The 22,579-nt window shown below is 72.1% G+C and carries 22 protein-coding genes; 9 read left to right on the top strand and 13 right to left on the bottom strand.

The features are described from left to right. Positions 1–22: 22 nt before the first annotated feature. Both OG992_RS03625 and OG992_RS03630 read right to left on the bottom strand, forming a co-directional pair. Entirely contained in the window at positions 23–559 is a 537-nt protein-coding gene (locus tag OG992_RS03625) for a hypothetical protein (RefSeq protein ID WP_266302341.1), read from the bottom strand. A gap of 38 nt (positions 560–597) precedes the next feature. Further along, positions 598–1,725 (bottom strand): NAD(P)/FAD-dependent oxidoreductase, encoded by a 1,128-nt coding sequence (locus OG992_RS03630; protein WP_266302342.1) that lies wholly within the window; start codon positions 1,723–1,725, stop codon positions 598–600. 22 nt (positions 1,726–1,747) lie between these two features. On the opposite strand from OG992_RS03630, the gene OG992_RS03635 reads away from it, so the two are divergent. Together OG992_RS03635 and OG992_RS03640 are read left to right on the top strand one after the other, a co-directional pair. Further along, positions 1,748–2,473, top strand: coding sequence for a TetR/AcrR family transcriptional regulator (locus OG992_RS03635; RefSeq protein WP_266302343.1), 726 nt, complete (start codon positions 1,748–1,750; stop codon positions 2,471–2,473). A 48-nt stretch (positions 2,474–2,521) separates the two neighbouring features. Then, positions 2,522–3,340: a hypothetical protein gene (locus tag OG992_RS03640; protein WP_266302344.1), complete on the top strand. Its 819-nt coding sequence runs from the start codon at positions 2,522–2,524 to the stop codon at positions 3,338–3,340. 33 nt (positions 3,341–3,373) lie between these two features. On the opposite strand, the gene OG992_RS03645 is transcribed toward OG992_RS03640, so the two are convergent. Further along, positions 3,374–4,927 (bottom strand): NAD(P)/FAD-dependent oxidoreductase, encoded by a 1,554-nt coding sequence (locus OG992_RS03645; protein ID WP_266302345.1) that lies wholly within the window; start codon positions 4,925–4,927, stop codon positions 3,374–3,376. A gap of 176 nt (positions 4,928–5,103) precedes the next feature. Here OG992_RS03645 and OG992_RS03650 point away from each other — a divergent pair, with 176 nt between their 5' ends. The 4 genes from OG992_RS03650 to OG992_RS03665 all read left to right on the top strand — a co-directional run bounded on the left by OG992_RS03650 (position 5,104) and on the right by OG992_RS03665 (position 7,902). Continuing rightward, a complete protein-coding gene (locus tag OG992_RS03650; RefSeq protein ID WP_266302346.1) occupies positions 5,104–6,330 on the top strand; it encodes a hypothetical protein in 1,227 nt (408 codons plus the stop codon). Between the two features lie 34 nt (positions 6,331–6,364). Continuing rightward, positions 6,365–6,805, top strand: a complete 441-nt coding sequence (locus OG992_RS03655; protein ID WP_266302347.1) for a hypothetical protein — start codon at positions 6,365–6,367, stop codon at positions 6,803–6,805. A gap of 81 nt (positions 6,806–6,886) precedes the next feature. After that, the gene (locus OG992_RS03660) at positions 6,887–7,459 is read left to right on the top strand and encodes a GNAT family N-acetyltransferase (protein WP_266305142.1); all 573 of its coding nucleotides are present in this window, start codon (positions 6,887–6,889) and stop codon (positions 7,457–7,459) included. A gap of 29 nt (positions 7,460–7,488) precedes the next feature. Continuing rightward, the gene (locus tag OG992_RS03665) at positions 7,489–7,902 is read left to right on the top strand and encodes a type II toxin-antitoxin system Phd/YefM family antitoxin (RefSeq protein WP_266302348.1); all 414 of its coding nucleotides are present in this window, start codon (positions 7,489–7,491) and stop codon (positions 7,900–7,902) included. 320 nt (positions 7,903–8,222) lie between these two features. Here the strand turns inward: OG992_RS03665 and OG992_RS03670 are convergent, their stop codons facing one another. The 7 genes from OG992_RS03670 to OG992_RS03700 all read right to left on the bottom strand — a co-directional run bounded on the left by OG992_RS03670 (position 8,223) and on the right by OG992_RS03700 (position 15,430). Then, positions 8,223–9,305, bottom strand: a complete 1,083-nt coding sequence (locus OG992_RS03670) for an ABC transporter ATP-binding protein (protein WP_266305143.1) — start codon at positions 9,303–9,305, stop codon at positions 8,223–8,225. Further along, entirely contained in the window at positions 9,287–10,123 is an 837-nt protein-coding gene (gene modB, locus OG992_RS03675; protein WP_266302349.1) for a molybdate ABC transporter permease subunit, read from the bottom strand. The genes OG992_RS03670 and modB overlap by 19 nt, the downstream gene beginning before the upstream one ends. Then, a complete protein-coding gene (gene modA / locus OG992_RS03680; protein WP_266305144.1) occupies positions 10,120–10,923 on the bottom strand; it encodes a molybdate ABC transporter substrate-binding protein in 804 nt (267 codons plus the stop codon). Before modA ends, modB begins: the two co-directional genes overlap by 4 nt. A gap of 68 nt (positions 10,924–10,991) precedes the next feature. Further along, entirely contained in the window at positions 10,992–11,414 is a 423-nt protein-coding gene (locus OG992_RS03685; RefSeq protein ID WP_238685181.1) for a molybdopterin-binding protein, read from the bottom strand. 541 nt (positions 11,415–11,955) lie between these two features. After that, a complete protein-coding gene (locus OG992_RS03690; RefSeq protein ID WP_266302350.1) occupies positions 11,956–12,348 on the bottom strand; it encodes an SCO5389 family protein in 393 nt (130 codons plus the stop codon). 309 nt (positions 12,349–12,657) lie between these two features. Next, positions 12,658–13,149: an SsrA-binding protein SmpB gene (smpB, locus tag OG992_RS03695; RefSeq protein ID WP_238686093.1), complete on the bottom strand. Its 492-nt coding sequence runs from the start codon at positions 13,147–13,149 to the stop codon at positions 12,658–12,660. Positions 13,150–13,192: 43 nt separating this feature from the next. Further along, on the bottom strand, positions 13,193–15,430 hold the full coding sequence (locus OG992_RS03700) for a hypothetical protein (RefSeq protein ID WP_238686094.1): 2,238 nt from the start codon (positions 15,428–15,430) through the stop codon (positions 13,193–13,195). Positions 15,431–15,581: 151 nt separating this feature from the next. Here OG992_RS03700 and OG992_RS03705 point away from each other — a divergent pair, with 151 nt between their 5' ends. The 3 genes from OG992_RS03705 to OG992_RS03715 all read left to right on the top strand — a co-directional run bounded on the left by OG992_RS03705 (position 15,582) and on the right by OG992_RS03715 (position 20,806). Then, entirely contained in the window at positions 15,582–17,240 is a 1,659-nt protein-coding gene (locus OG992_RS03705) for an FAD-dependent oxidoreductase (RefSeq protein WP_238686095.1), read from the top strand. 86 nt (positions 17,241–17,326) lie between these two features. Beyond that, complete coding sequence (locus OG992_RS03710; RefSeq protein WP_266302351.1) at positions 17,327–18,784, top strand: ATP-binding protein; 1,458 nt, start codon at positions 17,327–17,329, stop codon at positions 18,782–18,784. 75 nt (positions 18,785–18,859) lie between these two features. Further along, positions 18,860–20,806 (top strand): ABC transporter ATP-binding protein, encoded by a 1,947-nt coding sequence (locus OG992_RS03715; RefSeq protein WP_266305145.1) that lies wholly within the window; start codon positions 18,860–18,862, stop codon positions 20,804–20,806. Positions 20,807–20,907: 101 nt separating this feature from the next. Here the strand turns inward: OG992_RS03715 and OG992_RS03720 are convergent, their stop codons facing one another. The 3 genes from OG992_RS03720 to OG992_RS03730 all read right to left on the bottom strand — a co-directional run bounded on the left by OG992_RS03720 (position 20,908) and on the right by OG992_RS03730 (position 22,551). After that, complete coding sequence (locus tag OG992_RS03720; RefSeq protein ID WP_266302352.1) at positions 20,908–21,423, bottom strand: NUDIX domain-containing protein; 516 nt, start codon at positions 21,421–21,423, stop codon at positions 20,908–20,910. A 121-nt stretch (positions 21,424–21,544) separates the two neighbouring features. After that, a complete protein-coding gene (locus OG992_RS03725; RefSeq protein ID WP_238686098.1) occupies positions 21,545–22,186 on the bottom strand; it encodes an SRPBCC family protein in 642 nt (213 codons plus the stop codon). Continuing rightward, entirely contained in the window at positions 22,186–22,551 is a 366-nt protein-coding gene (locus tag OG992_RS03730; protein WP_266302353.1) for a helix-turn-helix transcriptional regulator, read from the bottom strand. Before OG992_RS03730 ends, OG992_RS03725 begins: the two co-directional genes overlap by 1 nt. Positions 22,552–22,579 lie beyond the last annotated feature (28 nt).

Raw genomic sequence — 22,579 nt, forward strand, 5'->3', positions numbered from 1 at the left:
CACGGGCCGGGCCGTTCCTGGGTCAGGCAAACGGCTTCGGGTCGAAGCTGATGCCGCCCCGTTCGGCCATCCGGAGCACTCGATTGCCGTAACGCGGGGGTTGGCGCAGGTAGAGGGTGTAGCCCGACGCCTGGAACCTCAGGTCCAGGTCGCGCCCCTCCAGGTGCCAGCAGGGCTCCCCTGACCGTGCGGGGGCCTCCTGACGCAGGCCTTTCAACTCGAACGGCAGACAGATGGAGTGCAAGCCGCCGACGATGTCCCACACGTTGTGGAAGATCAAGGTGGCCGGCGCTACCCAGAAGTGGATTTGCCGCATCGGCCCCGGATCGATCCGGCGCACGATGTAGTCGAGGTCGAGATGCAACGTCAAGGCCGACGGTGCGGTGGGATCGAGGTCGTCGTCCTCGCGATAGTCCCCTGTCGGATCTTCGATCGGACCCTCGTCGTGGGTGACGGCGAGCGCGTGAATTCGGCAGTAATCCCACGAGGTTTCCACCAGGTCCTGATCTGTCAGGGTGGCCTTCCGGAGACCGGACTCACTGTGCACATCCGTCGTCATGAAACGATTATCGCCAGTCGCGTCGACGGCGCCAGATGTCATTCTGTGCGTGCGGGCTCCGCCGGCCGGGTGAAGAAGCGGACGATGTCTTCCGCCGCGGTAGGGGACAGCATCATCGCCTGGACTCGTGCGGACATCTCGGCGATCGGCTGAATCCTGCTGAACATCGACTCCTCGTACGTCCGAATCGCGGAATTCGGGTCGGCGGGGTGGGCGGCGAGCTGGCTGGCGAGTTCTGCGGCGTCGAGCATGGCCTGGTTCGCTCCCTCGCCGACCGGTGGCATGAGGTGCGCGGCGTCGCCGATGAGGGTGACGTCCGGCCGGCTGGTCCAGCGCGTACCGATGGGCATCGCCTCGATCACGCGTGGCGTCGGCGCGCTCTCGGCGGCCTTGACGAGTGCGGTGAGTCGGGGGTTCCAGCCAGCGAACAGGTCCAGCAGTGCCTCCGTGGTGCGATACGTATCCAGGGGCCGGTCCTTTTCGCGCAGCGAGATCCCGACCCGGAGGTTGCCGTCGCCGAGACGTTGCGCCGCCAGAATCTGGTTCACCCCGACGCACCACAGGTTCCCGGGGCCGACCAGTTCGGCGAGATCGGGGTGACGTCTGTCGACGTCGGCGACGTTCAGCTCCACGAGCGTTGCCACGTAGGACAGTTCGACGTCGGTCAGCAGTGGCCGGACGACCGATCGCGCGCCGTCCGCGCCGATGAGGATGTCACAGCTGGCTCGGTGGCCGTCGTGGAATGTCAGTTCCCAGCCCTCGTCGGGTCGGGGGGTCGCCGCGACGAGCCGGTGGCGCCAGGCGACCGTGTCGCCGGGAAGGGAGTCGAGTAGGAGATCACGCAGTGCGCTCCGGTCGATCTCGGGACGTCCGGAGAACGAGCCGGGTTGGGGTTCGTGGTGCACCAGGGTGCGTCCGGTCGGGTCGAGGATGCGGTGTTCCTCGCCGTCGGGCCGCGCCTCCGACCGGAACCGGCCGGCGAGACCCGCCTCGGCCAGGGCCAGTTGCCCGGACTCCGGGTGCAGATCGAGGGCGCCGCCCTGGGGTCGGGCGGATCGGCTTGCTTCCCGGTCGTACACCACGGCGTCGATGCCGTGTCGGTGCAGGATCCGAGCCAGCGTCAACCCGCCGAGTCCGCCACCGGCGATCGCAATTCGCGTTCTCACGGCGCTACCGTACACTGTATTGGTGGATACACCGTACGGTAACGAGCCGCTGCCCGTCTGGGAGCGGCCCGAACCTCAGCCTCGGGCGGTGCCGGTGCCGTTGAGCCGCGAGCGGATCGCCGCTACGGCGATCCGGCTTGCCGACGCGCACGGCCTCGACGGGCTGTCACTGCGCAAGATCGCTAAAGAGCTCGGAGTCGGTCCGATGCGGCTCTACGACTACGTGATCAACAAGTCGGAGCTCCTCGATCTCATGGTCGACGTCGTCTATTCCCGGATCGCCGAGGTGGGCGAGCGCTCCGGGTGGCGCGACACAGTGCTGGCCATCGCCCACGCGACCCGCGCTGCCGCCCTTGAGCATGAGTGGTTCTCCGACGTGCTCGGCGGACGGCCGCACCTGGGGCCACACGCGCTCGCCGTGGGCGAAGCGACCGCCGCGGCGCTCAATGCGGCCCCCGGCGTGGTGGACATCGACGATCTCCAGCGGGCCGTGGGCGCCCTCAACGCCGTCATCATCGGATCGGTCCGCAGAGAGGTCACCGAACGACGCACCGCACGTTCCACCGGCACCGATGAAGCCGCCTTCCAGGCCAGCCTCGGCCCCTACCTGACGCGCATGTTGACAACCGGCAGGTACCCCACAGTGGCCCGGCTCGTCATCGACGGCGCCCACCTCGACGCCGAGGAGACCTTCCACCACAACCTGACCACCATCCTGGACGGCATCACCCGCCGACGCTCGACCTGATCCGTGCGCTGCGGCCAGCGGCTCACCAGTCCAGACAGGAGCCCACGAGTGGACGTCAGCCTGGCGACGAGCGCCGGCAGGGCCGATCGGCCGAACGAGGACTTCGTCGGCGCGGTTCCCGACGCTGCCGTCCTGCTCGACGGCGCCGGCATTCCGGGCGCCGAATCGCTCTGCTCCCACGGCGTCGCCTGGTACACACACCGCCTCGGCGGCGCGCTGCTCGGCCACCTGTCGCGCGGCGACCGGCCAGATCTCGCCGCGATCCTCGCCACCGCCATCGGCGAGATCGCCGCCGAGCACGGCGACACCTGCGACATCACAGACCCCGGCAGCCCGCAGGCCACCGTCGCGATGGTCCGCGTCCACCAGGACCGCTTGGACTGGCTCCTGCTCGCGGACTCCTTCCTCGTCATCGACCAGGCCGACGACGGCCCGCTGGTGATCACCGATGAGCGCGAGATGACCGCCCGGCGGGAATGCGCGGCGCCGCTGGCCGGCATTGCCCAGGAAACGCCGGAGTACGACCGGGTGCGGGCCTCCTGCGTCACCGCGCTGCGTGCCCGCCGAAACCAGCCGGGCGGCTACTGGATAGCCAAGGATGACCCGCGCGCGGCGCGGGAGGCGGTGACCGGCAGCCGGTCCCTCGCTGACCTGAACGGTGTCGCGTTGCTCAGCAACGGTGCCAGCCGCATCGTCAGCCCGTACGGTCGGACCGACTGGCCGGGCGTGCTGGACCTGCTTCGGGCCAGCGGGCCGACCGGCGTCATCGCCCGCGTCCGGCAGGCCGAGGCGCAGACCACCGGTGGCGCGGAGGCGCACAGCCCGGACGACGCCACGGTGGCCCACTGCACGCACCTGCCGCGGTGAGCACCCGCCCGTGCCGCCAGAGCGTGCTCAGCTTCAGGCGTGAGACGGGGGAGCTGCGACAGGGGCTCGGTCGTCCGACCCCTCCGGCAGGGTGATCGGCGCCGCGATGATTCGGCTGGGCACCACCGGCGCGTCCCGGCCGGTGCCCCGCCGGCTGTCACCGCCAGAGGATTCCTCGTGGTAATCCTGCTCCACGTTGACCGACCAGACGTCGTGCGTACTCCCGGTGGCGATGTTCTCGGCGGTGAGCATCGCGGTCAGCATCGAGTGGTCCTGGTTGTTGTAGCGGTGCATGCCGTTGCGACCCACCGGGTGCACGTTCGGCACCGCCTCGGTCAGCCAGGCCCGGATCACGTCGACGTTGTGCTGGTAGCGCTCGTCGTACACCGGGTAGGCCTTGGGCATGCGCACGACGTAGCCGGCCTCCACCACGCCCTGTCGAACCAACCCCAACCGCTCCAGCTCCGCGGTGGCGAGGGCCACCAGGTCGGCATCCGGGGTACGCCACATCTCGTCGTCCTCGAACACGAAGTACTCCAGGCCCAGGCAGGTGCGGCCGTCCTTGACGAGGTACGGCGACCAGGAGCCGAAGTTCTGGATCCGGCCCACCCGTACCCCCGGGTCGTGCACGTAGATCCAGTTGTCAGGGAACGAGAACTCCGCCGGCACGACCAGGGCGACCGTCAGGAAGTCGCGGTAGCGCAGGTCGGCCGCGCAGGCCAGCACCTCCGGCGGCGCGGGCGGGTGCAGCGCGGTCACCAGCTCCGAGATCGGCATGGAGGAGATCACGTGGTCGGCTGCTTCGGTACGCTGCCCGCCCGCGCCGTTGACCGTCACGCTGATCGCCCGCCGGCGGGCCGGGTCGCGGTGCACGGCGGTGACCCAACTGCCGGTGGACACGTGCCCGCCCCGCTCGCGGACCTGCTCGGCGCAGCGCTCCCACATCATCCCGGGCCCGTACTTCGGGTACTGGAACTCCTCGATCAGGCTGGTCACATCGGTGCGCCGACGCCGGGGCAACAGCGCGTTGCGGATCGCCGTGGCCAGCGACAGGTTCTTGATCCGCTGCGCCGCCCAGTCGGCCTGCAACCGGTCCGCCGGCATGCCCCAGACCTTCTCGGTGTACGTCTTGAAGAAGATCGAGTACAGCCGCCAGCCGAACCGGGCCGACACCCATCCCTCGAAGTGTGACTGGTCCCGTGGCGGCCGCAGTCGCGCGCGGGCGTACGAGCCAAGGCAGCGGACGGCCTCCGGCAGACCCAGATTGCGCAGCGCGTTGACGGCGCTGAGCGGGTAGTTGAACAGGGCGCCCCGGTAGAAGATGCGGCTCATCCGGGGCCGGGTCAGGAAGTCCTCGTCCGGCAGGATCTCGTGCCAGAACGCCTCCACCCGGGGCACCTTGGTGAAGAACCGGTGCCCGCCGATGTCGAACCGCCACCCGTCGCGCTCCACTGTCCGACTGATCCCGCCGACCACCTCGTCGGCCTCGAACACCTGCACCGACCGGCCGTGCCGGAGCAACTCGTACGCCGCGGTGAGCCCGGCCGGCCCCGCACCGATGACCACAGTGCCGTTCTGCTCGCTCATGCTGACGCGCTCCCTGCTCACCGCCATGGTTGAGGCGCGGCGTCCACCCGCTCTGGGCAGAATGTCACACTTGGTGGTAGTTGGTCCTCGCTTCGGCGGGGAGCGCTGCGGCGTACCACGAGAAGAGCGACTTCCCCGCGCGGCCGGCGGACCGGGGGAGCGGGGAAGTGGGGCGGATGGACCGGTGGCGCAGCGGCGCGGCGACGCTTGCCGCGCGGGCGGTCGCGGCCGGTCGCGGTGGAGCACGCCTGGCCCGCCGGGTGCCGGCGCCCTGGCCGTACGTCATCGGCCTGTTCCTCGGCGCGAAGCTGCTGCTCACCCTGGTCGGCCTCCTGGTCCTTCACGCCTGGGACGGCGTCCCCGGGGCCCCGCCGCCGGACGAGGCGTTGATGTGGGCGCAGCAGCGGGAGATCTCCGGGCACCGGTGGATCTCCTTCTGGTTCGCCTGGGACTCGCTGCTCTACCTGCGGCTGAGCGAGCTGCCCCTGAGCGGGCCGTGGCGAGACTTCGGATTCCCGCTGCTGTACCCGTTCCTGGCCCGGCCCCTCGGCACGGTCCTCGGCGGCGACAACGCACTGGCCCTGTTGGTGATCAGCAACGCGGCGTTCCTGCTGGCGCTCTGGTACGGCTACCGGCTGGCGGAGCTGCTCCTCGGCGACGCGTACGCCGCCCGCCGGTTCACCCGGTACCTGCTGCTGCTGCCGACCGCGTTCCTGTTCCAGGCCGCGCTGACCGAGTCGCTCTTCGTCTGCCTCGCGCTGGCCACCTTCTACTACGCCGAGCGACACCGGTGGCTGCTGGTCGGCGTGATCGGCTACTTCCTGGCGATGAGCCGCTCCGTCGGCCTGCTCGTGGCGCTGCCGCTGGCCCTGGTGCTGCTGCGGCAGCATGACTGGCGGCTCCGGCCGCGCGCCCTGCTCGGCTACCTCCGGATCGGCTGGCCGTTGCTGCTGCTCCCCGCCGGGTGGTTCACCTTCATGGCGTACTGCCGCTGGCGGGGCGGGGACTGGTTCGCCTACCAGCACGCCCAGGAGACCGGTTGGGGCATCGAGGTGCAGAACCCCGTTCCGGTGCTGCTCGACGGGTTGACCGGGGAGCCGCGCGACGCCGCGCGGGCGTGGTTCGCGGTGGCTGTCCTCGCCGTGCTGGTCGCCGGGTTCCGCCGCCGGGAGCTGGCCTACCTGGTGTACGGCGTCCTCATGGTGCTGGTGCCGCTGTCGATGGGCCCACCGGTGTACAAGAGCCTCCTGCGCTATCTGCTAGCCGCCTTTCCGGTGGCGCTGGTGCTGGCCCGCTGGGCCCGCCACACCAGCGTCGACGTGTGGCTGACCGCAGCGCTCGCAGTGGTGCAGGGCGTGCTGTTCGTGCTCTGGCTCAGCTACTGGACCCACATGATCATCTGATTGACGCTGCCGTCAGCCGGGCAAGAGGTACACGATGACCGAGCCACGGGTGCGCCTCGACGACCTGGGCACCTGGTTGATCAAGGGCAACGCGGACCTGGTCGACCTCAGCGCCCGGTTCGCCAGTGAGCCACTGGTGACGAGCTGGTGCGTACGTCCCGGCTACCGGGCGCGGTTGATGTGCGCCGGGCAGCCGGTGGTGTTCTGGGCCAGCGGCAGCCGGGGCCGACTGCCGTACGGGGTGTGGGGCGTCGGGCGGGTCACCGGGGCGGCCGAGCCAGGCGCACCGGGACAACCGTGGTCGGTGCCGCTGGATCTGCCCATCCTCGCCGAACGGAACCGGGTGCCCCGGCGGCTGTTGCGCGCCGATGACCGGCTCGCCGCCCTGGAGGTGTTCCGTCAGCCGCAGGCCGCCAACCCCTCCTACCTGACCGTGGCCCAGTTCGCCGCGCTGCGGACCCACCTGCCGCAGTGAGCGCGGAGGGCGGCCGTGCCTCGACCGAGGGGCCTGTGCGAGCCTCCTACGGACGTGAGAAGCACATTGAGTGGAGGCCCGGTGTTCGCCCTGCCGCTGACCGAGGACGTCGAGCTGCGTCCGCTGAACCCGTGGCGGGCCGAGGAGTTCCTCGCCCACCTCGACCGGGCCCGCGAGCACATCCAGCCCTGGGTGTCACCGTCCTTCGTCGCCACCGACCTGCCGTCGGCCCGTGCGGTGTTGCAGCGGTACGCCGACCTCTGGGCCGGCGACAGCGGTGGCATCTGGGGGCTGTGGTGGCGGGGCACGCTCGTCGGCGGGGTCATGTTCGTGTCGTTCGACGTGACCCGGGGCGTGTGCGAGGTCGGTTGCTGGGTGGAGCCGGCGGCGCAGGGCAGGGGCCTGGTCGCCCCGGCGGTGCGCCGGATCGTCGACTGGGCGGTGCGCGAGCGCGGCATCCACCGGGTGGAGTGGCGTACCACCGCCGACAACACCCGCAGCAAGGCCCTCGCCGACCGGCTCGGCCTGCGCCTCGACGGCACGCTGCGCCAGGTCAGCCCGGGTCCGCACGGTCGGATCGACATCGAGGTCTGGTCGGTGCTGGCCGACGAGTGGTCCGCCCGCCACGCACCGTCCACTGACGACAGCGAATAGTTGTCATACCCGCGCGGCACCATGCATCCATGGCCGTCCCCGCGCTCACCCCTCATTCCGACCCGCCGCGTTCCGTGCCGCTGCGTGAGGCGCGCACCCGGTTCAGCCAGCTCATCGCGCTGGCCGAGCTGACCGACGCGGTCACCGTCGTCACCCGCGACGGCGATCCCCGCCCGGTCGCCGCGATCGTCCCCGCCGCAGCCGCCCGCAGCGGCGCCCAGGCCCGCGCCGACGCCGACCGGCTCGCGACGGTCACCGCCGGCTGGGCCCGCCGCCTCGAGGAGCAGCACCGACGCAGCACACAGCGGCACGCCGCCGAGCTTGGCGCGGTCCGCGCGGCGCTGGCCGAGGTGTGGGCCGAGCTGGACAACCGGGTCGTCCCGGGCAGCGACCCGACGCTGGCCCGGCTGCGCGCCGCACACGCCGACCTGCTCGCCGGCTGACTCGCGTCCGCACCGGCGCGGCGGCGTTGGCTGCGCCCGCGTGGCGTTGGCTGCGCCCGCGTGGCGTTGGCGGCGCCCGCGTGGCGTTGGCGGCGCCCGCGTGGCGTTGGCTGCACCAGCTGAGGCGGGTGCCGCGCCGGGTGTGCGGCCGTATCGTGCCGGCTGACGGGTCCGCGCTGGCGGGCAAGCCGGTCGGCGTCCGCGCGGGTCGGCGTCCGCGCGGGTCGGCGTCCGCGCGGGTCGGCGTCCGCGCGGGCCTGCGCTCCGCTGCGGGCCGGCGTTCGCGCGGGCCGGCGTTCGCGCGGGCCGTCGTCGTCGGGTCAGCCGGTGGCCGGGTACGCGTGGGTCTCGGTCGCCTTGACCGCCACCCAGACCCGCTGGCCGGGGATCAGCCGCAACTGGGCGGCGGCGGCCGGCGTGACGTCGGCGGCCACCCCGATCGGTCCGTCCAGTTGCACCCGCACGTTGTCACCGTGACGCTGGACGCCGGCCACTGTGCCCGCCCAGGTGTTCCGTGGGCTGCCCGCCGGTGGAGCCGGGTGCAGAGCCACCGCGGCCGGGCGGAACGCCACGAACGCCTCACCGTCCAACCGGTCGGCGACAGTGAGGGTCAGCTCCGGCGACACCCGCACCCCGTGCCCGTCGGCGCGACCCCGGTACAGGTTCAGCCCGACCAGCCGGGCGACGTAGTCGGTGCGCGGGCGGGCGGTGACGCTCGGCCCGTCGCCCTCCTGCACCACCCGGCCACCCTCGACGATGACCAGTCGGTCGGCCAACGCCAGCGCGTCCAGCGGGTCGTGGGTGACCAGCACCGTCGCGCCCGCGTGCGCGGACAGGTGCCGGTGCAGCTCCGCGCGGGTGTCCAGCCGGGTGCGGGCGTCCAGCGCGGCGAGCGGCTCGTCCAACAGCAGCAGCGACGGTGCCACGGCGAGCGCGCGCGCCAGCGCCACCCGTTGCGCCTGACCGCCGGAGAGCTGCCGCGGCTTGCGCTGCGCCTGCGCGTCAAGCCCCACCCGGCCCAGCCACTCCTGGGCCGTGGCGCGGGCGGCCCGCCGCTGGACGCCGTGCCGGCGCGGTCCGAAGGCCACGTTGTCCACCGCGGTGAGGTGCGGGAAGAGCAGGTAGTCCTGGAAGACCACGCCGATCGACCGGCGTTCGGTGGGCACCCAGGCACCGGTCGCCGGGCGGTCCAGGTCGACGTCGTCGAGGGTGACGTGCCCATCGGTGAGGGGATGCAGCCCGGCCAGCGCCCGCAGCGCTGTGGTCTTGCCGGCGCCGTTCGGGCCGAGCAGCGCCACCACCTCGCCCGGCGCGACCCGCAGCGGCACGTCGAGCCGGAAGACGCCCCGGTCGACGACGAGGCGCGCGTCGAGAAGTCGGTCGCTCACGCGGTGGTCATCCAGCGGTCTCGCAGCGCCACCAGGATGCCCACCGACACGACGAGCAGCACCAGGCTGAGCACGATCGCGGACTCCAGGTCCGTCTCCAACGCCAGGTAGACGGCGAGCGGCATGGTCTGCGTCCGACCGGGGAAGTTGCCGGCGAAGGTGATGGTGGCACCGAACTCGCCGAGCGCCCGCGCCCAGCAGAGCACCGCCCCGGCGGCCAGACCGGGCGCCACCAGCGGCAGCGTGACGTGGGTGAAGGTGGTCCACCGGCTGGCGCCCAACGTCGCCGCGGCCTCCTCGAAGCGGTGGTCGGCGGCGCGTAGCGCACCCTCCACGGCGATCACCAGGAACGGCATGGCGACGAACGCCTCAGCCAGCACGACACCCATAGTGGTGAAGGGCAGGGTGATGCCGAACGTGCTGTCGAGCCAGCCGCCGAGCAGGCCACGCCGGCCGAAGACCAGCAACAGCGCCACCCCACCGACCACCGGCGGCAGCACCAGCGGCACGGTGACCAGCGCGCGTACCAGCCGACGGCCGGGAAACTCGACCCGGGCCAGCACCCAGGCGAGCGGCACCCCGAGCAGCAGACAGAACGCGGTGGCCAGGGTGGCGGTCTGCACCGACAGCCGCAGGGCGGTCAACGCGCCCGGCTCGGTGAGCCGCTCCGGCAGGGTCGTCCACGGTGCCCGGATCAGCAGCCCCGCCAACGGCAGGACAAGGAACACCAACCCCAGCCCGGCGGGGATCAGCAGCGCCGCCGGCACTCGACCCCGCCGTCGAGGCGCGGCCGGGCTATCGCGGGGTGCGTTGTGGTCGTGGACCTGACTCACGGCGCCTGGAACCCCGCCTCGGCGAGGACAGCCTGCGCCGGCGCCGAGCGGACGTACGCGACGAAGGCCCGTGCCCCGTTGGGATTCGGCGCGTCCTTCAACGCGACGATCGGGTAGTCGTTGACCGCCCGCGCCGACTCGGGAAACTCCACACCCGTCACGTCGGCGCTCGCCGCCCGCGTGTCCGTGCGGTAGACCAGCGCCGCGTCGACCTCGCCGAGCTTCACCTTGGCGAGCGCACCCTTGACGTCTCGTTCCAGGGTGACCGGCGTCAGCGCGACGCCGGCCGCGTCCACTGCGGTGCGGGCCGCCGCGCCGCAGGGCACCTGACTGGCGCAGAGCGCCACCTTCACACCCGGGCTGGTCAGATCGGCCAGGCCGGCCACTGCCTTCGGGTTACCCAGGGGCACCGCGATCACCAGCTGGTTGCGGGCGAAGACGCTCGGCGTGCCGTCGGCGTCGCCGGCCTCGATGACAGGGGCCATGTTCGCCGGGGCGGCCGAGGCGAACACGTCCGCCGGTGCGCCCTGGGTGATCTGGTTGGCCAGGGCGGAACTGCCGGCGACGTTGAGGGTCACCCGGCTGCCCGGGTTGGCAGCCTCGAAGTCCTTCCCGATGCGGGTGAACGACTCGGTCAGCGAGGCGGCCGCGAATACGGTCACCGGGCCGGTCACCCGGCCGTCCCCACCGCTGCCGGTTGCCCGGCCGTCGCCCGAGCCGCAGCCGGTCACCGCCAGGCCGGTCGCCACCAGGACAGCCACCGCCGTACGCCTGCTCCGCGCGACCGTCCGCGTGTTCATTCGCGCAACCGCCTCCGCGTTCACCCGCGCGTTCGTCTCCACCTTCATCTGGCCGACCGTCTCCGCCTTCATCTGGCCGACCGTCCGCGCGCCGGGGCGGGCGCGGCCCGCTCCACCACGACGGTGGTCGACTTGATCACCGCAACGGCCACCGACCCGACCCGCAGGTCGAGTTCGTCGACGGCCTCCCGGCTCATCAGCGACACGACCCGGAACGGGCCCGCCTGGATGTCGACCTGGGCCATCACCGTGTCTTTACGGACGTCGACGACGATGCCGCGCAACCGGTTGCGGGCCGAGGAGAACTCGGCGCCCGCATCCGGGTCGGTGGCCTGAGCGCGAGCGAACGCCGCCAGGTCGACGCCGTCGACGACCCGGTGGCCGTGCTCGTCGCGCGCGGCCGTCAGGCGCCCGGCGTCCACCCAGCGGCGAATGGTGTCGGCGCTGACGCCGAGCAGGTCGGCCGCCTCCCCGATCCGGTAGGTCGTCACCCGCCCACCCTAATGCCCGCATCTGCTAGGGAAGAAGCCCGGAACAGGCAGCAATCGCGTGGATCAGGCGTGCCAAGGCACGCAGTTGCGTCCTGCTGGGCGTCTCAGGACGCCACGGCTCCCCTCGGGGCGAGCCCGCAAGATCGCGCTCGAACCACGAAGTAGTGGTGTCGGCGATCGATGAGGCCACTACATCCTGGTTCGAGCACGATCTTGGCGCGGGGCGCGGGGCGCGGGGCGCGGGGCGCGGGGCGCGGGGCGCGGGGCGCGGGGCGCGGGGCGCGGGGCGCGGGGCGCGGGGCGCGAGGCGCGAGGCGCGAGGCGCGAGGCGCGAGGCGCGAGGCGCGAGGCGCGAGGCGCGAGACGCAGGGCGGCCCAAACCTTGCTCCCGGGCGGTCGGGACGGGTGTCCGTCGTCAAGATCCGCGCAACATCAGGGATGTTGCTGCCTCTCCCGCGTCGAAGGCAGCAACATGCGGGAAGTTGCTCAGATCTGGGGGTGTGCGGCGGGCGGGCCCGCGTGAGCCCGCCCGCCTCGACGGTCAGCAGTTGCGGAGTTCGGGGGACTGGTTGAGCAGTTGGCCACGGATCGACACGAAGCGGCGGTAGCGCTCGCTGTCGACGGCCGACGGGCGGAACGCGGCGACGCGGTGGCAGTTCTGGAAGGCCAGGCGTACGCCGAAGTGCCGCTCCAGGCCACCGCGGATCGCGTCGCTCGCCAGCGCGCGGAGCAGTTGACCCCGGTCGGCGTCGGTGGGCGGCGGGACGACGTTGTCGGCCAGGTCGGCGTCGCCGGCCTGCAGTTCGGCGACCACCCGGCTGACGGTGGCCCAGGCGTACGGCAGCGAGTCGCGGACGCAGGCGATGAACGCCTCGTCGTCGATGGGGCCGCGTTCGGCGGCGTCGAGCAGGGCGGGCGGGACGGTGAGTGACATGGTTCTCCTCCGCTTCAGCTAATGATTACCGTTTTCAACAACGGCGTCGACTGAGCAGACCACGTCTCTCGGACGACGTCAACGATGTCCCGGCGCGCCACGCCGCGACCGCACGCAGGCACATGCGAACGCGCCTGCGAAGCGCCTGCGCGAAGGCGCCCGCGGGAGCATGCGTGCGGAGGCGCCCGCGAGAGCATGCGTGCGGAGGCGACCGCTCGCAGCGCGTGCGACGGCGCTCGCGACGAGAGCCCGCGAAGGGCCTTGCGAATGCGCCGCACGTTGAGAGCGCGCGGAGGACCCGTGGCGGCGTCAGGGCCGGCGGGGGTGGCCCTTGAGGTGCCGGCCCAGCTCGCGGGCGATCTCCCGGTTGGCGTCGCGCTCGGCCAGTGTCTGCCGCTTGTCGTAGGAGCGCTTGCCCTTGGCGAGGGCCAATTCGACCTTGGCGTAGCCGTTCTCGAAGTACATCGACAGAGGAACGAGGGTCACCCCGCCCTCGCGGACCTTGTCCAGGATCCGGTCGATCTCGGCGCGGTGCAGCAGCAGCTTGCGGTTGCGGCGCGGGGCGTGGTTGGTCCACGTGCCGTAGGTGTACTCGGCGATGTGCAGGCCGTACAACACGATCTCGCCGTCGCGCTCGTGCGCGAACGCGTCGACCAGCGAGGCCCGCCCCTCGCGCAGCGACTTCACCTCGGTGCCGACCAGCACGATGCCCGCCTCGTACGTGCGCAGCACTGTGTACTCGTGCCGGGCCTTCTTGTTCGAGGCGATCAACCGGCGGGCGGGTGGCGTGGACGGGGTCACCAGGCGACGATATCCGGCCGCCGGAGCAGTCGTGCCGGCCGGCTCAGTCGCGTGCCGGGCGTGCGGGGAGCAGTCGTGCGCTGAGGTCGCGTACCGCCTCCCCGAACGCATCCTGCGACTCGCACGGCCAGTGCCCGAGGATCGGTGGTGGAACGCTGTCGCTGGGCGCCGGCACCACGTCCTGCGGGTCGGTCAACCTCCGGTCCACGGTCGCCGGCGGACCGGTCAGCGTCTCGGCCTCCCCCGGGCGGTGGGACGCGAAGATCCACCCGCCGATCGGGTCGGTGTCGCGCCACAGGTTGATCCAGCGCCAGCCGATCCGTTCGCCGATCTCCCGCAGCGCCGGCTCGTCGGCGTAGGCGGGGAACAGCCGGGAGTACAGCCGGCCCAGCGGTGACCCATACGTCAGCAGGGCCACCCGCTCGGTGATCCGGGTGGGCAGTTGCAGGACCGTGGCGGCGAGCAGCACCGAGCCGTGGCTGTGCCCGGCCAGCAGCACACCCTGCCCCTGTTCCACCAGGTAGGTGATCCGCTTGGCCAGCTCCGGCACGGCCCGCTCGGCGTAGCAGGGCGGCGCGAACGGGTGCGCCGCCCGGGGCCAGAAGGTGCCCAGATCCCAGAGCACACCCACGTACCGGCGGAACTGCGCCGTCCGGTACGCGAAGATGCCGCCCACCACCAGGCCGAGCAGGATCGCGGCGATCACGTAGCTACCCGAACCGATCAGGAAGTTGACCATCCCTTCCGGCACGCCGATGTAGCGCTGCGCCACGTCGCCGGGTGGGAGCTGGAGCAGGCCGAGCACGCTGGTGGCCAGGCCGAGCGCCGCCAGGCCGGCGTACACCACGGAGAGCGGTTCCAACCGTTCGGTGAAGCGGGCCCGGGCCACGGCCTGCTCGACCCGCCGCAGCCGGGCCGCCGCGCGTGGCGGCGCCTCCGGGAAGTCGGCGGCCACGATCGCCCGCGCGGCCCGTCGCCGCCCGCGCCGGGTCAGCCTGGTGACCAGGCCGGCCACCAGCAGTGCGGTCACCACGGCCAGGAAAAACCCGAAGATCGCCCATTTGTACGCCAGGGGAGGGCTTGTCTCCAGGCCGTCCGCTGTCGTCCCCTTGCGATCGAGCAGGTCCGCCACCCGGTAGACCAGCTCGGCCGAGAACGCCACGGCGAGCCCGGCCGAGATCGTCATGAAGACCGGTGCTCCCAAGGCGCGGATGGGTGACCGGCTCTGCCCGCCGCCCCGCCGCCAGATCACCAGCGCGGCGAGCGCTACCACCAGCACCGTCTGGCTGACGAACAGCCAGGCCACGATCGCGCCGTAACCGGGTAGCGCACCACCTTGTGGCCAGGGTGCCGGGCTGATGACGACGTGCACGATCACCAGCATCGTCAGGCCGCAGGCGATGGTGCGTAGCCCGCGGAAGGCCCCGTCCACCCGTGGCGACGGGTCGGTGCGGTCGATGCTCGGCACCACGGTGACCAGGACCAGGCAGGCCAGCAGCACCGCCGCGGTGGCCGTCAGCAGGGTCACCATCACCCACGAGCGGTGCTGGCTGGCTCGCGCGGCCAGCAGGCTGGCGCTCAGCGTGGCGAACGCCACCGCGACGTGGACCGAGCGCAGTCGACCCACCAGCGGCTCGCCGTCCCACTGGCCGACGGCGCTCAACTGGTGTTTCGACGTCGGGGTCGACGGCGTCCGGAACGCGTCGAACGAATGGCCCGGGCGAGCGCCCAGCCACCAGACGAGCCCGATGGCGGCGACCGGCACGAGCGCCAGCACACCCAGGCGCAGCCCGGCCGGGCGCCCGCCGAGCCAGGACAGCCAGTTCCGGCCGGCCAGGCACGATGGGGTGTCCATGCAGCGCCAGGCGATCAGGTCCAGCGCCACCCCGACGATGGAGAGCACGTAGAGCATGGTGAGGGTCAGGGCGAGCACCCGGCACAGTGCCATGAAGCCACGCTGCGAGACGGTGTTCGCCGGGCGCATCCAGAGCGCCACGTTGCAGAGCATGAACGGCAGCAGGAAGACCAGTGACAGCGTCCGCACGGCCGTGCCGGACGGCAGGTCACTCCAGCGGTACGCCTCCAGCGTCACCCCGTCCGTCCCGGTGGAGTCCGGATAGCCGGGGCGCGGTCGGTAGAAACCTCCGCTGCGGTCCCCGGCTACCTGGTGCACGTACGGCCGGTCCAACACCTGGTCCGCTCCCGCGCCGGAGACACCGTGCACGCGCAGCTCCACGATCCCGCGTGACGTCGTCGGTCCGGTCGGTGTCGCGTCCGCCATGGGCCCCCCGAGGTGTGCGCGGCAGCCGGGCGGGGCGTCGATGGCCGGCCACCCACACGGCTCCCCGGCTTACCCGCCTGTGGGGCGGTCAACCGTGAGCCGGGCCTCGGCGATGGTGCGGTCGACCCTCGGCAGGTGATTTCATGGCGCCATGGCGAACCCGGTGATCCTGACCGTCGACGACGACCCCGTGGTGTCCCGGGCGGTGGCCCGGGACATCCGGCGCCGCTACGGCGACCGCTACCGGGTGTTGCGGGCGTCCTCCGGGCCGGAGGCGCTGGACGCCCTACGCGAGGTCAAACTGCGCGGCGAACAGGTGGCGCTGCTGCTGGCCGACCACCGGATGCCGGAGATGACTGGCGTCGAGTTCCTGGAAGCGGCAATGGACATCTTCCCGGCGGCCCGCCGGGTGTTGCTCACCGCGTACGCGGACACCGACGCCGCGATCGAGGCCATCAACGTGGTCGACCTGGACCACTACCTGCTCAAGCCCTGGCACCCGCCGGAGGAGAAGCTGTACCCGGTGGTCGACGGGCTGCTGGAGGCGTGGGCGGTCACCCCGGACGCGGCCAGCGCGGAGATCCGGGTCGTCGGGCACCGCTGGTCGGCGCCGTCGTTCAAGGTCCGCGACTTCCTGGCCCGCAACCTGGTGCCGTACCGGTGGCTGTTGTCCGACGATCCGGAGGGCGTCCGGTTGCTCGACGCGGCCGGGGCCACCGAGGCGGACGTGCCGTTGGTGGTGACGGCGGAGGGCAAGGCACTGGTCGCCCCGAGCGAGGCCGAGTTGGCCGCGCTGGCCGGGTTGACGGTGGTGCCGGCGTGTGACTTCTACGACCTGGTGGTGATCGGCGGCGGCCCTGCCGGTCTCGGGTCGGCCGTGTACGGCGCGTCGGAGGGACTGCGCACGGTGCTCGTGGAGCGACGGGCGACCGGCGGTCAGGCCGGGCAGAGCAGCCGCATCGAGAACTACCTGGGCTTCCCGGACGGTGTCTCCGGCGCGCAGTTGACCGATCGGGCTCGGCGGCAGGCGGTCAAGTTCGGCGCCGAGCTGCTCAGCGCCCGGGAGGTGGTCGGTCTCAGCGAGGCCGGTGGTGCCCGACTGCTGCGCTTCGGTGACGGCACGGAGATCGCCGCGCACACGGTGGTGCTGGCCACCGGCGTGTCGTACCGGGTGCTCGACGCTCCGGGGCTGGCCGACTTCACCGGGCGGGGGGTGTTCTACGGCGCCGCCGCCACCGAGGCGCCGAGCTGCGTCGAGCAGGACGTCTACATCGTTGGCGGGGCCAACTCCGCAGGCCAGGCGGCGGTCCATTTCTCCCGGTACGCGTCGCGGGTGCACCTGCTCATCCGTGGTGCGGACCTGACCGCATCGATGTCGCGTTACCTGATCGACCAGCTGGAACGGATCGACCGGATCACCGTGCACCCGCACACCGCTGTTGTCGGCGGGGCGGGGGAGGACCACCTGGAACGGCTCACCCTGTGCGACACCCGTACGGGGGAGGCCCGCTCGGTCGACGCCTCCTGGCTGTTCATCTTCATCGGCGCGGAGCCCCGCACCGACTGGCTGGACGGGGTGCTGGTCCGCGACGACCGTGGTTTCATCGTGACCGGTCCGGATCTGCTCGCCGGAGGGCGGCGGCCGGCCGGCTGGTCGCTGTCGCGCGACCCGTACCACCTGGAGACCAGCGTGCCGGGCGTATTCGCCGCCGGGGACGTGCGGGCCGAGTCGGTCAAGCGGGTCGCCTCGGCCGTCGGCGAGGGTGCGATGGCGGTGTCTCTGGTGCACCGCTACCTGGAGGCCCAATGAGCCGGTTCCGCGAGCGAAGGAGTCCCTGTGAGCGCGAGGAGTGAGCCGGGTTTGCGAGCCCCGCAGTCGCGAGCGAAGGAGTCCCTGTGACCACCGAGTCTGACCGGCTGACACCGGCGCAGTTGCGCACTCTGTTCCTGTTCGAGGCGCTCGACGACGGGCAGCTCGACTGGCTGGCCGAGCACGGCCGGGTCGAGCAGCGCGCCGGCGGCACCCTCGTGTACGGCGAGGGTGAGCCCGCTACCTGCTTCTTCGTGCTGGTGCGCGGGGCGGTGGCGTTGAGTCGCCTGGTGCGCGGCGACGACGTCGAGGTCAGCCGGACCGACCAGCGCGGCGTGTACGGCGGGGCCACTCAGGCGTACCTGGGCGACCAGGTCGAGCAGATCTACCGCAACAGCCTGCGGGCGGTGACCGACGCGGAGTTCTTCGTGCTGCCGGCGGAGGATTTCGCGTACGCCCTGCGGTCCTGGTTCCCGATGCCCATGCACCTGTTGGAGGGGCTGTTCTTCGGGATGCGGGACAGCCAGGCCATCGTCGGTGAGCGGGAGCGGTTGCTGGCCCTCGGTTCGCTTTCGGCGGGGTTGACCCACGAGCTGAACAATCCGGCCGCGGCGGCGGTGCGGGCCACGTCGGTTCTGCGGGACCGGGTCGCCGGGATGCGGCACAAACTCGCCATGATCGCCGACGGGCGGCTCGACGGGAGCGCCCTGCACGGCCTGGTCGCGTTGCAGGAGGAGGCGGTCGCCCGGGTGGCCACCGCGCCGAAGTTGACCCCGATGGCCACCGCCGACGCCGAGGACACCCTCACCGACTGGCTGGAGGACCATGGGGTCGGCGGGGCCTGGGACCTGGCGCCGATCCTGGTCGGCGGTGGGCTCGACGCGGCCTGGCTGGCGCAGGTCAAGGCAGCGGTCGGCGCCGCGGACCTGGAGGCGGCGGTGCGTTGGCTCACCTACACCGTCGACACCGAGCTGTTGATGCGCGAGATCGGCGACGCGGTCACCCGGATCTCCGGGCTCGTGGGCGCGGCCAAGCAGTACTCGCAGCTGGACCGCGCGCCGCACCGGGTGGTGGACGTGCACGACCTGCTCGACGCCACGCTGGTGATGTTCAAGGGCAAGATCCCCGCCGAGGTCAAGCTGGTCCGCGAGTACGACAGGGACCTCCCACCCGTCCCGGCGTACGCGGCCGAGCTGAACCAGGTGTGGACCAACCTGATCGACAACGCGTTGGGCGCGATGGGGGAGAAGGGTGTGCTGACCGTCCGCACCGGACGGGTCGGCGACCAACTGACTGTGGAGATCACCGACACCGGGCCGGGCATCCCGCCGGAGGTGCGTCCGCGCATCTTCGAGCCGTTCTTCACCACCAAGCCGGTCGGCGCGGGCACCGGTCTGGGGCTGGACATCTCGTACCGGATCGTGGTGCACAAACACCACGGCGACATCCGGGTGGAGACCGAGCCGGGCCGCACCACCTTCCGGGTCCTGCTGCCGATCACCGAGGGGCCACCGGACGGGCCACGCGACGCGCCGACTACCTAGAGACAGTGGATGGTCGCGGGCAGTAGTCTCGGGCGGCGTTCGTGATCCCCGCCCTGAGGAGGGTCCGTGGAGTCGATGGCCCGCCAGCGCACCGCTGCCGAGGACGACGACCGACCGATCGACCCGGCCGGTGGCAGCTCAGTGCTGCCGGAGCTGGAGGACGCCGCCTGGATGCACCACGCGAGCACGTTCGCGCACACCAGCTTCTGGGCGGTGGCCCGGCGGCTGCCCCGACTGGTTCGCGAGGCGGTGGCGCTGGCCTGGTCCACCAACCGTATGGACACTCTCGCCTCCATCGGCCTGAACGTCGCCGCCGGGGTGATGACAACCTTCGGCCTGCTCGCCACGACCTCCGTGCTGCGGGAGCTGTTCGCCGCCGGGCCCACCCCGGACCGGGTGCGTTCAGCCCTGCCGGCGCTGATCGTGGCCGCAGCGGCCGTCTCGGCGCGCGGCGGCCTCACCATCGCGGCCGGTTGGGCCCAGGCCCGGCTGACCCCGCAGATCAACTACCAGGTGGAGCTGCGGCTGTTCGAGGCCACCACAGCAGTCGACCTGGCAGCGTTCGACGACGCCGGGTTCGCCGAGGAGATGGACCGGGTGCGCGATCGAGGGATGGGGGAGGCGGCGTGGATCGTCGACCACACCGTCAACCTGGTCACCGGCGTGGTCGGCATGCTCGCCACCGCCGTGGCGGTGACCGTCATCCAGCCGCTGCTGCTGCCCTGCCTGCTACTCGCCGCGGTGCCCCAGGGGATTACGGCGGTGCGGATGGCTCGCCGGGAGTATCTGGCGATGCTGGCTCGGATCACCCGCCGACGGCGGATGTGGATGCTCGCCCACCTGATGGCCAACCGGCACACCGCCGCCGAGGTGCGTGCCTACCAGATGCGCGACTTTCTGCTCGCCGAGTACCGCGGCGTGATGGCCGTCGAGACCCGCGCCCAGCTGCGGCTGGTGCGGGCACAGACCGGCACGCGGGTGGTCGGCGCGACGGTGGCGGGGCTGGCCACCTTCGGCGTGTACGCGGTCCTCGGCGGCCTCCTGCTGGGCGGAATGGTCGCCCTCGCCGCCGCGGCGACCGCCCTGCTCGCCCTGCAGTCCGCGCGGACCAGCCTGGGCGTCGCGGTCGTCGCCACGAACTCACTGTACGAGGACGCCCTCTACTACCAGGACTACCGCGATTTCCTGGCCCGCGCCCATGCCCGGGTGCCGAGCGGCGGCGACCGGGTAGCCGACGCCGTCGACGTGATCGAGGTGGACGAGGTGAGCCTGAGCTACCCGGACACCGACACCCCGGCGGTGGACCGGGTCAGCCTGACCATCCGGCGCGGAGAGGTGATCGCGCTCGTCGGTGAGAACGGCTCCGGAAAGACCACCCTGGCCAAGCTGATCGCCGGGCTGTACCGGCCCACCGGTGGGGTGATCCGGTGGGACGGCGTCGACGCCGCCGAGCTGGACCCGCGTGCTCTCGGCGCCCAGGTGGCGGTGATGACCCAGGAGTACTGGAAGTTCCCCTTCACCGCTGGTCAGAACATCCGCGTCGGACGGCACGACCGCCCACCGGGGCGCTCCGGCCCCACCGTTCAGGAAGCGGCCGACGCGGCCGCCGCGCACGACATGATCATCGGCTTGCCGCACAGCTACGACACCCTGCTCGACCGCGAGTTCAAGGACGGCCATGAGCTGTCCGGCGGGCAGTGGCAGCGGTTGGTCGCCGCCCGGGGGCTCTACCGCGACGCGGCCCTGCTGATCTGTGACGAACCCTCGGCGGCACTGGACGCCCGCGCCGAACACGCCCTGTTCCAACACCTGCGCCGCCACCCCGACCGGGCGGTCGTCCTGATCACCCACCGGTTGGCCAACGTCCGGCACGCGGACCGGATCTTCGTGCTCGAGCGGGGCCGCCTCGTCCAGCAGGGCAGTCACGATGAGCTGATGGCGGCCGGCGGCCTCTACCGGGAGCTGTTCGAACTCCAGGCCAGCGGCTACCTGACCGGCACCGACGAGGTCCACCCTCGATAACAGCCAGACACCCCGTCCCGTTTCGTCCCGCAAGATCGTGCTCGATCTTCCGCCGCTGGGCCGCCGGCGAATCGGGCGGTTGGCGGGGTCAGACGGTGGGGTCAGGCGTGGTGGGCGGGGGTGAGGAAGTCGGCGAGTACCCGGGTGTGGGTGGAGAAGGCCAGCTCGACCGGGTCGGTGAGCACCAGCCACTCGGTCGCCTCCTCGGTCGGCGCCGACGGTGGCAGGTCCTCGGCCGCCCGCTCGGGCAGCACTCCGAAGACCATCATCGTGCCGCCCGCCGGCGCCCCGTGCACAGCGAACAGGCGGGCGTCCTCGGCCGCCGCGATGAGGCCGGTCTCCTCCCGCAGCTCCCGCACGAGTGCGTCGGACCACTCCTCGCCGTACTCGATGAAGCCGCCGGGCAGCGCGAGCAGGCCGCGGGCCGGCTCGATGTCCCGGCGGACCACCACCACTCCCAGGCCCTCGGCGGTGCGGACCGGCAGCACCGCGACCGCCACCGGCAGCGGGTTGCGCCAGACGGTCTCGCCGCAGACCGCGCAGACTCGCGGCCATCCGGCGGCCGGCGGGTAGGCGGCGCCGCAGTAGGAGCAGTGCGAGTACGGCGTGCCGGTCATGCCGCAGCACGTTACTCCGATCCCCGCCCAGCCCGTCGCGCCGCCGCCTCGCGCCCCGCCCAGCCCGTCATGCCGCCGTCCGCCGCCGCCCCGCCTGCCGAGCCGCCGCCTCGTCTCGCGCTCAGGCCGCCGGGTCGCCCGTGTAGAAGGCGGTGGTGCGTTCGGCGGCGGCCTTCGCCTCGTCGGCGTCGGTGCCGGCGGCGATGCTCGCTTCGCACCACAGCTGGCTGCTCAGCTCCATGGCCCGTCGTCCCTCGGCGGACGCGGTCCACTCGGCGCCCTGTTCCGGGGTGATCCCGCTGCCGTCGGCGGCCAGGTGCGAGGCGAGGCCGAGCAGTCCGAGGTCCCAGCCGACACCGACCGCGCCCGGCCCGAACTGGGCCCACCGGTCCTGGTCGACGTGCGCGATGTGGTCCAGGTCGAGGCGGGCCCGCTCGTCACCGACCGGGGTGACGCGCACCTCGATCCAGCTCACCTCGCCGCCCATTTCCCAGGTGGCGGTGAAGCGGTGCGGCGGCTCGCAGCTCTCGACGGTGCCGTGGGCGTTGCCCTGGAGCTGGTACGTGCCGCCCAGCCGCAGGTCGCCGGAGATCGGCAGGAACCAGCGCGGGATGCGCTCGGCGCTGGTGCAGGCGTCCCACAGATCCTCGGCCGTCGCCTGGTAGGTCTGGCTGATCGTGGTGACCCGCGCCTCACCGGCTTCGAGGTTGCGGCTGCCGACCTTCCGCTGGACGGCGTTGATCTGCTCGGTGGCGTCGAACATCAGGTGTTCCTCTCATCGGGTGGATCGGCGGGCCCGCGCAGCCGACGCTCACGTCGGCCCCGGGCCAGCTCGGTGGCGAGTGCCGCCAGGGGTGGGGTCCAGAACCGGCGGAAGTGATCCAGCCAGCCGTCGACCTCGCGCAGTGGGCGTGGGTCGACCGCGTAGAGCCGCCGGGCTCCCTCCGGCCGCACTGTGGCGAAGCCGTTGTCGCGCAGCACTTTCAGGTGTTGGGACACGGCGGGCTGGGAGATGCCGAACTCCTCGCGGATGACCGCGCTGACCGCGCCGGCGGTCTGCTCGCCACCGGCGAGCAGTTCGAGGATGCGGCGCCGGACCGGATCGCCCAGCACGTCGAAGGCGTGCACGACGACAGTTGTATCACTGACGGCTTAT

This window comes from Micromonospora sp. NBC_00362 (assembly GCF_026342155.1).
Lineage (GTDB): Bacteria > Actinomycetota > Actinomycetes > Mycobacteriales > Micromonosporaceae > Micromonospora > Micromonospora hortensis.